11 protein-coding genes are annotated in these 11,876 nt (G+C 62.5%); 5 read left to right on the top strand and 6 right to left on the bottom strand.

What is annotated here, in order from left to right:
* Window positions 1-47: 47 nt before the first annotated feature.
* The 3 genes from Q0X62_RS01485 to Q0X62_RS01475 are packed head-to-tail and all read left to right on the top strand — an operon-like array spanning window position 48 to window position 2,484.
* Window positions 48-668 carry a Tim44/TimA family putative adaptor protein gene (locus Q0X62_RS01485; RefSeq protein WP_297730838.1) on the top strand — a complete coding sequence of 207 codons (621 nt, stop codon included), beginning with the start codon at window positions 48-50 and terminating at the stop codon, window positions 666-668.
* Window positions 652-1,893, top strand: coding sequence for a murein transglycosylase A (locus tag Q0X62_RS01480; protein ID WP_297730836.1), 1,242 nt, complete (start codon window positions 652-654; stop codon window positions 1,891-1,893). The genes Q0X62_RS01485 and Q0X62_RS01480 overlap by 17 nt, the downstream gene beginning before the upstream one ends.
* Window positions 1,894-1,896: 3 nt before the next feature.
* The gene (locus Q0X62_RS01475; protein WP_297730834.1) at window positions 1,897-2,484 is read left to right on the top strand and encodes a Smr/MutS family protein; all 588 of its coding nucleotides are present in this window, start codon (window positions 1,897-1,899) and stop codon (window positions 2,482-2,484) included.
* A gap of 38 nt (window positions 2,485-2,522) precedes the next feature.
* Here Q0X62_RS01475 and hslU read toward each other — a convergent pair whose 3' ends face one another.
* Complete coding sequence (hslU, locus tag Q0X62_RS01470) at window positions 2,523-3,830, bottom strand: ATP-dependent protease ATPase subunit HslU (protein ID WP_297730832.1); 1,308 nt, start codon at window positions 3,828-3,830, stop codon at window positions 2,523-2,525.
* Between the two features lie 79 nt (window positions 3,831-3,909).
* Between hslU and Q0X62_RS01465 the strand changes: the two genes are divergently transcribed.
* Window positions 3,910-4,329, top strand: coding sequence for a VOC family protein (locus Q0X62_RS01465; RefSeq protein ID WP_297730830.1), 420 nt, complete (start codon window positions 3,910-3,912; stop codon window positions 4,327-4,329).
* A gap of 66 nt (window positions 4,330-4,395) precedes the next feature.
* Here the strand turns inward: Q0X62_RS01465 and Q0X62_RS01460 are convergent, their stop codons facing one another.
* From Q0X62_RS01460 to Q0X62_RS01440, 5 genes are all read right to left on the bottom strand, one after another.
* The gene (locus tag Q0X62_RS01460; RefSeq protein WP_297730828.1) at window positions 4,396-5,253 is read right to left on the bottom strand and encodes an alpha/beta hydrolase; all 858 of its coding nucleotides are present in this window, start codon (window positions 5,251-5,253) and stop codon (window positions 4,396-4,398) included.
* Between the two features lie 64 nt (window positions 5,254-5,317).
* Window positions 5,318-6,400, bottom strand: coding sequence for an AraC family transcriptional regulator (locus Q0X62_RS01455; RefSeq protein WP_297730826.1), 1,083 nt, complete (start codon window positions 6,398-6,400; stop codon window positions 5,318-5,320).
* Window positions 6,401-6,480: 80 nt separating this feature from the next.
* Complete coding sequence (gene hslV / locus Q0X62_RS01450) at window positions 6,481-7,047, bottom strand: ATP-dependent protease subunit HslV (RefSeq protein WP_297730824.1); 567 nt, start codon at window positions 7,045-7,047, stop codon at window positions 6,481-6,483.
* A 96-nt stretch (window positions 7,048-7,143) separates the two neighbouring features.
* Window positions 7,144-9,237 carry an EAL domain-containing protein gene (locus Q0X62_RS01445; protein WP_297730822.1) on the bottom strand — a complete coding sequence of 698 codons (2,094 nt, stop codon included), beginning with the start codon at window positions 9,235-9,237 and terminating at the stop codon, window positions 7,144-7,146.
* A 167-nt stretch (window positions 9,238-9,404) separates the two neighbouring features.
* On the bottom strand, window positions 9,405-10,412 hold the full coding sequence (locus tag Q0X62_RS01440; protein ID WP_297730820.1) for an adenosine kinase: 1,008 nt from the start codon (window positions 10,410-10,412) through the stop codon (window positions 9,405-9,407).
* A gap of 101 nt (window positions 10,413-10,513) precedes the next feature.
* Here Q0X62_RS01440 and Q0X62_RS01435 point away from each other — a divergent pair, with 101 nt between their 5' ends.
* Window positions 10,514-11,410, top strand: a complete 897-nt coding sequence (locus Q0X62_RS01435; RefSeq protein ID WP_297730818.1) for a hypothetical protein — start codon at window positions 10,514-10,516, stop codon at window positions 11,408-11,410.
* The last annotated feature ends 466 nt before the right edge of the window (window positions 11,411-11,876 follow it).

The following is an 11,876-nucleotide window of genomic DNA, read 5'->3' as shown; positions in this document are numbered from 1 at the left end:
CGCGTGGCGGCAAGGCGTGTCAGCTCAGCAAAGGTATAGCGAGCCGTATGGATATCTGGACACTTCTCAGCGGTGTAGTCGCGATCTTCTTCGCCTATCGTCTCTATACGGTTCTGGGGCGCCGGGAAGGTCACATGGAGGCCCCGACGCCTCGCGAGAAAGCCGCGAAACCGGGAGAGGCCGGTCAGCCGCCCGGATTGCGCCCCGCGTTTGAAGGCCCGGCTGCGGCCGGCTTGGAAGCCATTGCAGCGGTTGATCCGCGATTTGACCCAACAGTCTTCCTCGAGGGTGCTCGCAGCGCCTACACGATGATCGTTGAGGCCTTTGCCGCCGGTGATCGAAAGACGCTCGAACCGCTCCTGGCAGCAAAAGTCCTCGAACGTTACACCACCGCAATTGACCAACGCGCGGATCGTGGTGAAACGGTCAAAACCGAAATTGAACGGATTCGTTCGGCCGAGATTACCGAGGCCAGCCTCGAGGGCGAAACCGCGCGTATCAAGGTGCGCTTTATCGCCGAGATCGCCACCGAAACCCGCGATGCGGACGAGGTTTTGATCGCCGGCGACCTGGGCCATCTTTCGACCGTCACCGAAGACTGGCTGTTCGAACGCCGCACCGATACCGGCAATCCCAATTGGGTATTGACCCGTGTTGCGGCGGTCTGATCGGCTCGCCCTGATCGGCGTCGTGCTGCTGGCGGCTTGCCAGCCCTCGACACCGGAGCCTGAGCCCGAACCGGAAATTCCGGTCGCAGAACGCCCGGAAACCCTTGATTTTCAAACTGTCCTCTGGACCGACCTGCCTGGTTGGGAGAGTGAGGATCTGGCGCCAGCGCTGCAAGCCTTTCGCCGAAGTTGCGAGCGGCTGGGTCGCCGGGCCGACAGTGATGCGCTCAATCCGCGCGCCGAATGGGCTGGCCGGGTGGAGGATTGGCGCGGCGCCTGTGCCGCCGCGGCCATGACACGGGACGGGTCCGATGCCGCGCGTGCCAGTCTGGAAGCCGTCTTCACGCCCGTGCGGCTGCTCGCCCGCGAGGCGGAAACGGGGGAAACCCGCGAAACCGGTCTGCTGACCGGATATTACGAGCCCTATGTCGAGGTGCGTCGGACGCGCCAACCCGGCTTTACCCAACCGCTTCGCCGTCGGCCGGATGATCTTGTCACCGTTGACCTGGGACGTTTCGACGAAAGCCTGTCGGGTCGTCGCATTGTCGGTGAGGTCCGTGAGGGCGAACTGGTTGCGTACAAGGATCGCACCACGATCGAGGCCAGCAATGCCGGCGAAGTCTTTGCCTGGGGTCGCCCGATTGATGTCTTCTTCCTGCAAATCCAGGGCTCGGGTCGGCTGGTCTTTGCCGATGGCCGTGAAGAGCGTGCAGCCTTTGCCGCCCATAACGGCCTGCCTTACCGCTCCATTGGTCGCGAACTGATCAATCGGGGTCAGCTGGAACCGCATGCCGCCTCCAAACAGGGCATTGAAGCCTGGTTGAACGAGCATGGTCCGGAAGCCACCGCTGAGCTGTTTGGCGTTAATCCGCGCTATGTCTTCTTCCAGAGCGAAAGTCTGGATGACCCGTCGCTGGGGCCGCGCGGCTCCGCCGGTGTCCCGCTGACGCCGATGGCCTCGATCGCGGTGGATACCGGCATCATGGCGCAGGGTGTGCCGGTCTGGATATCGGCGGACCTGCCGGAGCTCGACGACTGGCATGGCCTTGTCGTCGCCCAGGATACCGGCGGGGCGATCAATGGACCGCTGCGAGGCGACTTCTTCTGGGGCTGGGGTGAGACGGCCGAGCGACGGGCGGGGACGACCCGTGCCACCGCCAGCTGGGTCGTGCTCCTGCCGCACACGGTTGTGGCGCGTCTTTTCGCCGACACCGAGCCGGCCTGACGCATGTCGCGCAAACGCACCATGCGGCCGGAGGAGCGTGCCTTGTGGACGCGTGTGGCCAAGTCGGTGAAGCCGCTGTCCGAGGATCGCATGGCCGCGCTAGAGCGCTCCGAGCCGGACGCTGCTCCGCAGAAAAAAGACAAGATGGACACGGCAGCCCGCGCTTATGAAACAGGGCTGCGCCTGCCGGTCACGCCCCGCGCGCCGGCGGCTTATGACCCGCCTGTCCCGCATGACCGCTCCGGCGAGAAACGGGTCCGCCGCGGCCGGCTCGACATTGATGGTCGGATCGATCTGCACGGGCTGACCCAGGATCAGGCACTGCGCTCCCTGCGCCATTTCCTGCAAATGGCCTTCGCCAGCGGCTATCGCACCGTGCTCGTGATTACCGGCAAGGGTTTCAAGTCGCGTGAACGCGAAGTGGCGCCGTGGGAACAGGTTGAAGAACCCGGCGTCTTGCGGCGCAAGCTCCCGGAATGGCTGGGACTTCCTGAGTTTAGTCAGTATGTGTCAGGATTCGCGAAATCCCATGCCCGCCATGGTGGCAGCGGCGCCTTTTATGTCACGCTGAGAACGCGAAACCGCGACTGACCAGGTCAGCCAATTGCGGCCTTGCGTGGCGCCAATCCTCAAAGAATGAATTTCGACAGGTCGGCATTCTTGGCCAGCGTGCCGACATGCTCGGCGACATAGTCCGCATCAATGGTGATGGTCTGACCTGACCGATCCGACGCGGTGAAGGATATCTCCTCGACCAGTTTCTCCATCACGGTCTGCAACCGGCGGGCACCGATATTCTCGACACTCGCATTGACCTCGGCGGCCAGAGCGGCGAGTGCGTCGATGGCGTCATCGGTGAAGTCCAGCGTTACGCCCTCCGTGCCCATCAGGGCGACATACTGCTTGATCAAGCTGGCTTCCGGTTCAACCAGGATGCGCTTGAGATCGGCTTCAGTCAGGGCAGAAAGTTCGACTCTGATCGGCAGGCGGCCCTGCAATTCCGGCAGCATGTCCGAGGGTTTGGCGACATGGAAGGCGCCCGACGCGATGAAAAGGATATGGTCGGTCTTGATGGTGCCATGCTTGGTCGCCACCGTGGTTCCCTCGATCAGGGGCAGAAGGTCGCGCTGCACGCCCTCGCGGGACACATCACCGCCGCGGGCATCAGCGCGTGCCGCGATCTTGTCGACCTCATCAAGAAAGACGATGCCGTCATTCTCGGCCAGCTTGATGGCCTCCGCGGTAATCTGGCTGTCATCGAGCAGCTTGTCGGCCTCCTCATTGATCAGGGGCTCATAGGCGTCCTTGACCTTCATGCGAACGGTCTTGGTCTTCTGTCCGAAACCCTTGCCCAGGATATCACCGAGATTGATCACGCCGGCCCCGCCCGAGGGCATGCCCGGAATGTCCATCATCTGCATGGGTGAGGCGCTGTCGGCCAGCTCGATCTCGACGTCCTTGTCGTCCAGTTCGCCGGCCAGAAGCCGTTTGCGGAAGCTCTCGCGTGTCGCCTCGCTGGCGCCGGGTCCGACAAGGGCGTCGACAACGCGATTCTCGGCAGCGGCATGCGCCTTCGCCTTTACGTCCTCACGTTTCTTCTCGCGGACAATGGAAATGGCGATTTCCACAAGGTCGCGCGCGATCTGGTCGACATCGCGACCGACATAACCGACTTCGGTGAATTTCGTGGCCTCGACCTTGATGAAGGGCGCGCCGGCCAGCTTGGCCAGACGGCGGGATATTTCGGTTTTGCCGACGCCCGTTGGCCCGATCATCAGGATATTTTTCGGCGTAACCTCTTCCGCGAGGGTCTCGTCCAGCTGCCGTCGGCGCCAGCGATTACGCAGGGCGATGGCGACCGCCTTCTTGGCATCGCCCTGGCCGACAATGAAGCGGTCGAGTTCGGAGACTATTTCGCGGGGAGAAAAATCGGTCATTATCGTCTTTGCATTGCTAGCGCTTCCACTGATGTAATCAGGGGCGCTCCGCAAAACCAGACCTGAAAGGCATAAACCAATGACCCGTCCGCGTTTCCACCTCGCTTTCCCCGTCAATGACCTGGCTGCGGCGCGGAAATTCTACGGCGAACTGCTGGGTTGTCGTGAGGGGCGATCCAGTGCGAACTGGGTCGATTTCGACTTCCATGAGCACCAGATCGTGGCGCATCTGGCGCCGGAAGAGTGTGCGTCCGTGTCTGCCGGTGCGGTGGACGGGAAACAGGTCCCGGTTCGGCATTTCGGTCTGTTGCTGGACTGGTCGGACTGGGAAGTGCTCGCCGCTCGTCTCAAGGCTGCCAACCAGGACTTCATCATCGATCCCTATGTGCGCTTTGAGGGCGAGCCCGGCGAGCAGGGCACGTTCTTCGTCCGTGACCCGGCCGGCAATGCTCTGGAATTCAAGACGTTTCGGGATGAGGCGCAGGTGTTTGCGAGCTAGTTGATGTTGGAAATACGCGCTTAATCCTGGCCAGGGCCCACACGGGTGCAGAGCGGGATGAGCGCCTCATTCAGCGCTGGCGGATTCCATGAAGCGGAGCGTGTCGGGGACCCAATCGAGTATGATCTCGCCGGACTCCACATTCAGGAAATTATGGTCCGCCCGCTCAACAAGAATGTACTGAAATGGCTGCCCCGCCGCGGCGAGCCGCTCGATCACATCGATATCGAGCTGCGACGGATTGCTGTCATCGCGCTCACCCAGCACCCAAAGCATCGGGATCGACGCCCGGGCGAGGTCGCAAGCGGGGTCGTATCCGATTGCTTCAGCCCGGCCCGGTGTCATTGCGAGCGCGGCACCGATCGACAGCCCGGTGTTGGTCAGGGCGTCGAATGTATCGGAGCGCGAGACCGAGGTCGCACCGCCGACCAGGTTGATCGCGAAATCAATCAGGTCAGACCGGGCGGCTGCCGAGGCGTTGACCCATCCGCCCATGCTTGATCCGAGAATGCCGATCCGGTCATAGCCCAGCCCATCGAGATGGCTTGTGATCGCGATCAGGTCTGACCCGAGGGCCGGAATAAGCCAGGCGGTATTGGCTGTTGTCGGCGTGGTCGCGATACCGGACGAGTCGCCGAAGCCGCGACGGTCATAGATGGCCACCGCGGTTGTTTTACTCAAGAAGAGACCGATCGCTGCCGCTGTATCGGCACGAATGCCGACGCCGGACCCGCCGGTAATGACGAGGATGGTGTCGGGGCTCGAGCCCGGAATTTGGTGGATCTCGCCGGCTATCCGGCCTTCTGGTGTGGCCGCTTCGAAAGGTATGACCGGTGGCTGGGCCGGCGAGTAAGCCCCCATGGGCGCGGTAAGGGTGAAACTGGCGAATATTGCGAGGAAAAGGTGGCGCAGATGATTTTGCAAAAGGCGCTCCATGACAGGACGGGACAGGACCTGGATCCTGGCCGCACCGCCGGCGCCTTTCGCGTCACTTTACAAAATGAGACGCGCGAAATCCGGTCGGAGATTGTCCGGTGACGGCCTTGAAGGATCGGTTGAAAGCCGCCTTGCTGTTGAACCCGCAGGCCAGCGCGATGGAGAGAATGGACTCATCCTGATCGGCGACCAAGCGCTGTTTGGCGTCTTCGACCCGCAGGGTGTTGAGCCAGGCCTTCACATTCAGTCCCGTCTGCGCATTGATCACATAGGACAGGTAGTGCGGCTGGAAGCCGGTCCGTTCGGCCAGGCGCGAGACCGTCAATTGCGGTTCCTCATGCAGGCGCGCCGATGCTACCGCACGACTGATCTGGGCGAAGAGCCGCTCGGTCGTTTCCACGTCCAGCAAGCCGCCGCCGTCCCGCGGTGGCTTCGTCGGGTCGTCGCCCGCCGGATTGATGGCGAAGGCGCGCCAGTTGATCAGAACGACCAGAGACAGACTGTACAGGAAGATGGCAAGTCCGGTCGCCGCGAGCAGGTCGGAGGAAATTGGCAGACGGTCAACCAGATGCTCGGTGGCAAATCCGGCGGCGACCAGCAAGACGAAGACGAGGAAGCCCAGGACCGACCAGAACGCGCTGCGGGCAAGCGTTGAGCGGGGCAGTCGCCAGAGCACCCAGAGTGTGGCGGTCAGATAGCCCAGCAGAGCGATCGCCTTGGTCAGGCCGAGCAGGCTGGTATCCAGCGGTATGGTATGGGTCGCGTTGACGAAGGCGATCTTCTCGGCTCCCGAGCGCGCATAGAAGGGCAGGAAGTAAGCGAGCGCCATTGCCGCCGGGAGAAAGTGAAGGGTCGACCAGCCTAGCTCGAATGGCCGCGCCAGCGAGCGGGCGAACAGCCAGACACCTGGTCCGATCAGATAGGGCATCCAGGTCGTAGCGCGCAGGACATGGGGGAATTCCCGCCAGGCACCCGTCTGGACAAACCAGTCCTCGACGACGATCGCCATCGCCGCGACCAGAGCTATCAGGAGGGCTGCGAATCCGACCGGATTGCGATTGCGGGCCCGAAACAGGGCTGTGGCCAGGACCAGGCCCTGGATCAGGCCGAGCGCTGCGAGAATGTGAAGGATCACGGCGTTCTGCCTCGTGCGCCAAGTTCGATCATGTGGGCAGCCTATCGCAAAGCCAGATCGCGGGCGCGCGGTTTCGCAACCTAGCTGATCTCTTCAATCGTCAGGTTTTCATTCGTGTAGACGCAGATCCGGGCGGCGATCGCCATCGCCTTGCGGGCGATGACTTCCGGGTCGGCTTCGTACTCATAGAGGGCGCGGGCGGCGGAGAGGGCGAAATTGCCGCCGGACCCGACAGCGACAACGCCATCTTCCGGTTCCAGGACATCGCCGGCGCCGGTCAGCAGATAGGTCGCATCCTTGTCGCCGACGATGAGCATGGCTTCGAGGCGACGCAGATAGCGATCCGTGCGCCAGTCCTTGGCCAGTTCGACACAGGCGCGGGCAAGTTGTTTGGGATATTGCTCCAGCTTGCCTTCCAGCCGCTCGAACAGGGCGAAGGCGTCGGCTGTGGCGCCGGCGAAACCGGCAATCACATCACCGCCGGCCAGGCGGCGCACCTTCTTGGCATTGCCCTTCATCACGGTCGGGCCGATAGAGACCTGACCATCACCGGCCACGACCAGACGGCCATCCTTGCGCACGGCGATGATGGTGGTGCCGCGCCACAGGCTGGCATCGGCATAGTCGGGGGTTGAGGCGTGCGTCATGGACCGGTCTCCGGATGATGTCGTCACAAGCATGTGGCCGACACGGCGGAGCGGATCAAGGGCTGATGCTGCCGGACGCCTGGCAGCGCCGGGGCGCTATTCGTTGACGGCGCGGTCGGAATGACTGTCCGAGGCGAAGGCGACAAAGTCGCTGGCCGGCATCGGCCGGGCAAAGAGGAAGCCCTGGGCCAGGGTCGCACCCTGACTGCGCAGCATCTCGTATTGCTCCGCTGTTTCCACACCTTCAGCGACGGTTTCCAGCTTCAGCGACTTGGCCATGGCGAGAATGGTCTCGACCACGATGCGGGCATGATGATCCGTGGTCATGTCGCGGACGAAGCTCTGGTCGATCTTGAACACGTCGAACGGCATCCGCGTCAGATAGGCGAGCGAGGAATGGCCGGTCCCGAAATCATCAATGGCGAAATTGACGCCCCGGTCGCGCAGCGGCTGGACCTGTTCAATGACACGCTCGGGATTTTCCATGGCGATGGATTCGGTCAGTTCGAGCTCAAGCAGGTGCGGCGGAAGATTGGCCGCGGCCAGGGCTTCCAGCACGGAGTCCGAGAATCCGTCACGATCAAACTGCATGGCCGAGACATTGACCGCGACCGGAATTTCCAGCCCGCGCTCACGCCAGGCGGCGGCTTCGCGACAAGCGGCGCGCAGGACCCAGTCACCGATCTCGCCAATCAGGCCACATTCCTCGGCAGCCTCGATGAAGGCGCCCGGGGACAGAAGCCCGGCGGTCGGATGCTGCCAGCGCACAAGGGCCTCGGCTCCGGCACAGGCGCCATCTTTCATCAAGACCTTCGGCTGGTAGAAGACCACCAGCTGGTCCTGGGCGACTGCGTCGCGCAGCTCGTTTTCCAGCACCAGACGCTCGAAGGCGGACTGGTTCATGCTCGGCTCGAAGAATTGGGCGGCCGATCCGCCGGCCCGCTTGGCATGGGCCATGGCAAGGTCGGCATGGCGCATCAGCGTTTCCGGATCGGCACCATCCTGCGGGAACACAGCCACCCCGATAGACACACCGAGGAAGACCTGGTGACCGGAAATCTCGAACGGCAGCCGAATGGCGTCGACCAGCTTGTTGGCGACGCGCGCCGCGTCGGCACTGTCCTCGATATTGGGCAGCAGCACGGTGAACTCATCCCCGCCCAGACGGGCGACCATGGATGGATCTTCGATATTGCCGGCAGCGAGATCACAGCCACGCGTGACTTCGGAGAGGCGGCGTCCAACCATTTCCAGCAGGCGGTCACCCTCGCCGATGCCCAGCGAGTCATTGACGCGCTTGAAACGGTCAAGGTCGAGGAAGAGCACGGCACCGGAGGAGCCGACTTCCAGCGATTTGCGAGCCACGCGCTCGGTTTCCTTGCGGAAACGTTCGCGATTCGGCAGCTCGGTCACCAGGTCCACATAGGCAAGGCGATGGATGCGCTTCAGATTGCCGTCGAGGCGGGCAAACATGCGGTTGAAGGCATTGGCCAGTACTTCCAGCTCGTCGCCGGTCTTCACCTTGATACGCATGTCGAGATTCTTCGACGAGGCCAGGCGTGCGGCGTCGGTGAGGGTTTGGACCGGGCGCAGGGCGCGACCGACGATCAACGCGGCCAGCGGCAGGAAAATGCCCAGGGCAAACAGGGCGATCAGGGTCTGGCGCTGGATCGCGGCATTGCGTGACGCGGCCAGCTCGATCAGCGGCTGCTGCATGTAAACGACGCCAACCAGCCGGCGAGACTGGGTGTATACCGGCGCGGATACCTCCAGCAGGTCATCATGGAGATCATAACGAAGGTCGCCGGCGCCGAGTGACATGACGGCGATGTCGGCGGCGCGAAGCTGCCCCTGCTCGCGATCGTCATCATAGGCTTCGCCGAGCACTTCACGGCGATTGTTTAGTACATAAAGCTGGGACGCGCCGATCGAGTTGATCAGTTCTTCAATATAAAGATCGACATAGGTTGCGTCATTTGTGGAGATCGGATTGGCTAGCCGGCTGGCCGAAGCCTGCAGCGTCGCAACCGAACGCTCGATAAGGAGGTTTCGTGTCTCGCGTTGCGCAGACACGCTCTCCAGCGTCATCAGCATGAGTGTTGTTGCGAAGATCAGCGCACCGGTCAGAAGTGTGAACTTCATCACCAGCGAACGCATGACTCGAGCAACCGCTTTGCGGATGGGTGCCATTTTAACCCCTGAACGCGCCCCCGTAAGGTCGCGTAATCGCCACCAAACACCGGGTGAATAAGGATACTCACCCGTTCTCAGCGATCAGCATCTCAGCAACCACTTGAATTGTGGTTAAAATGCTGGAGTTAAATCATTAAGTTTTTAGACAAATGCCCGGAATACCTTCATTCAAAGGCGATCCCGGCTGCTTCAGCGAGTGTTTTCAATCCGGTTTCCGGACGCGCGCCGTAGTGAGAGATGATTTCTGCCGCACAAATCGCGCCCATTCGTCCCGCCTCTGCCAGTGAGCGCCTCTGGGCCAGACCGAGCAGAAATCCGGCCGCAAAGAGATCGCCGGCGCCCGTCGTATCCACCAGCTTGCTGACCGGTTCCGCGGCGACCGTGACCATTTCTTCACCGCGAGCGATGACGGCGCCCTTCTCTGAACGCGTTACGGCCACGACTGCCACGTCCTGGCGGGCCTGGGCCATGGCCGCGTCGAAATCCTCGGTCTCGTAGAGCGCCTTGATCTCGGCCTCATTGGCCAGAAGGATGTCGATATGATGCGCGACCAGATGGCGGAAAGCCGTCCGGTGGCGCTCGACGCAGAACAGGTCAGACAGGGTCAGCGCGGTGCGGCGCTTGTGGGCAGCTGCCATCTCGGCTGCCGCGACATAGCCGCGCTTGGCCTCTTCGCGATCGAAAAGATAGCCTTCCAGATAAATGATTTCAGACGCTTGCAAGTCCGCAGCGCCGGCCTCGACATCGTCCTCGGTCACCAGCGCCGCAGCGCCCAGGAAAGTCGACATGGAGCGGGCCGCGTCTTCGGTGACATTGATCAGGCAGCGTGCGGTCGCCGGTCCGTCCTTGAGCGGAGGCGTGTCGAAATGGACGCCGATCGTGCGGATATCATGGGTGAAGATCTCGCCCAGCTGGTCATCGGCCACCTTGCCGATATAGGCGGCCCTGCCGCCCAGCGATGCGATTCCGGCGACGGTGTTGGCGGCCGATCCGCCGGAGGCTTCCTTGCCCGGCTGCATGCTTGCGTAGAGGGTTCGTGCCCGATCCTCGTCGATCAGCGTCATGGCGTCCTTGGCAATGCCTTCAGCGGCCAGAAAGCTGTCTGTCGCGGGCGACAGGACATCGACAATGGCATTGCCTACGGCAAGCACGTCAAAACGGGTCTCGGACATCGGTATCATCCATTTCAGCTGGCAAGAATGGCAGGGTTAAACGCAGCGCCGGTCGAGAACAAGGCTTGCCGTCACGATGCGCTCCGGCTAGCCAGCCCGTCATGACCCGGATCGCCTTTCTTACCGCCAGCTGCATGCTTCGCGACCATCCCGATGCCCGCAAGGATTATTGGGAATACGAGCTTGAAATCGCCGCCCTGCAGCCGGCCTGCGCCCAGCGCGGCATCGATCTCGAGCCGGTGATCTGGGATGCGCCTGATTTTGACCCGTCGCAGTTTGACGCCGTCATGATCGGCACCTGTTGGGACTATATGGAAAAGCCGGACGCTTTCTTGGCGATGCTCGAGCGCTGTGATCGTGAGAGCCGCCTGTTCAATCCGCTCGACCAGGTGCGCTGGAACAGTCGCAAGACCTACCTCAAGGATCTGGCCGCCCGCGGCGCGCCGATGATCCCGACGGTCTGGTCCGACGCCGCCAATGCGCAGACCATCGCGGCGGCTTTCGAGACGCTGGGGGCGGACGATATTGTCGTAAAGCCGGTTCTGGGTGCCGGGGCCTGGCGTCAGGCGCGTATTCGTCGGGGCGCGGCGCTTCCGGCTGCGGCGGACTTGCCGCCGGCCGAGTGCATGATCCAGCCCTTTCTGCCGGCCGTTGCCGAGGAGGGTGAATATGCCTTTCTCTTCTTCAACCGCGAATTCTCTCATTGCGCGCGGAAAATTCCGGCCAAGGGCGATTACCGTGTGCAGTCGGAATATGGCGGGCATGAGGAAGTCCATCTGCCCAGCGCCGAGGAACTCGCCCTTGCCCGATCTGTCCTTGATTGCATCGAGGGTGACCTCCTTTATGCCCGGGTCGACATGTTGCGCGGCCTGGATGGCAAGCTCGCCCTGATCGAGATCGAACTGATCGAGCCCTATCTCTATCCGGAGCAAGGGCCGCAGATCGGCGAGGTGTTTGCCGACGCGCTGGAGGTCTTGCTGCGTGGGTTGCCGTCCTGACGCGGGGGCGTGATCCGTCAACACAACGCTTGTCATCCCTGACGGACGCCCGGCGCAGGCCGGGCGAAGATCAGGGACCTAGCTGGTCGAACACTTGGGTCCCCGCCTTGCGTCCGGCCTGCGCCGGACATCCAGCGGGGATGACAAGGTGGCAGACGGGGAGTTTATCCCCGCCCTTTACCGCAAAACCGTCATCCTGACGAAAGTCAGGACCCAGTCTCGCAGGCGCGGATTTCCCAATCTTGGCAACAGCTTGCGTCGCAGACTGGGTCCCGGCCTGCGCCGGGATGACGGTGTGTGGGGCGGGTTTTGAAGAAAACTTATCCGCACCCTCTCCAACCCAAGCGATAATGCCTGTGGTTTTCGGGACGGGAGGCGCGAGCTCAGTCACTTGTGCCCGGAAGCGTGCGGAGCCTGTCCGCGTGCGGGGATGACAGCCCGACACTCCGGCAGGGCGTGCGATCAG

Source organism: uncultured Maricaulis sp. (assembly GCF_947259345.1).
GTDB lineage: Bacteria > Pseudomonadota > Alphaproteobacteria > Caulobacterales > Maricaulaceae > Maricaulis.
The sequence above is the reverse complement of the archived record's forward strand: the minus strand, read 5'-3'. Positions and strand labels throughout refer to the sequence as shown.

Bases quoted from the DNA above. Each gene is read 5' to 3' on its own strand.
- Q0X62_RS01465 (WP_297730830.1), top strand. From the start codon at position 3,910: ATGACCCGTCCGCGTTTCCACCTCGCTTTCCCCGTCAATGACCTGGCT.
- Q0X62_RS01485 (WP_297730838.1), top strand. From the start codon at position 48: ATGGATATCTGGACACTTCTCAGCGGTGTAGTCGCGATCTTCTTCGCC.
- hslU (WP_297730832.1), bottom strand. From the start codon at position 3,830: ATGACCGATTTTTCTCCCCGCGAAATAGTCTCCGAACTCGACCGCTTC.
- Q0X62_RS01445 (WP_297730822.1), bottom strand. From the start codon at position 9,237: ATGGCACCCATCCGCAAAGCGGTTGCTCGAGTCATGCGTTCGCTGGTG.
- hslV (WP_297730824.1), bottom strand. From the start codon at position 7,047: ATGACGCACGCCTCAACCCCCGACTATGCCGATGCCAGCCTGTGGCGC.
- Q0X62_RS01440 (WP_297730820.1), bottom strand. From the start codon at position 10,412: ATGTCCGAGACCCGTTTTGACGTGCTTGCCGTAGGCAATGCCATTGTC.
- Q0X62_RS01435 (WP_297730818.1), top strand. From the start codon at position 10,514: ATGACCCGGATCGCCTTTCTTACCGCCAGCTGCATGCTTCGCGACCAT.
- Q0X62_RS01475 (WP_297730834.1), top strand. From the start codon at position 1,897: ATGTCGCGCAAACGCACCATGCGGCCGGAGGAGCGTGCCTTGTGGACG.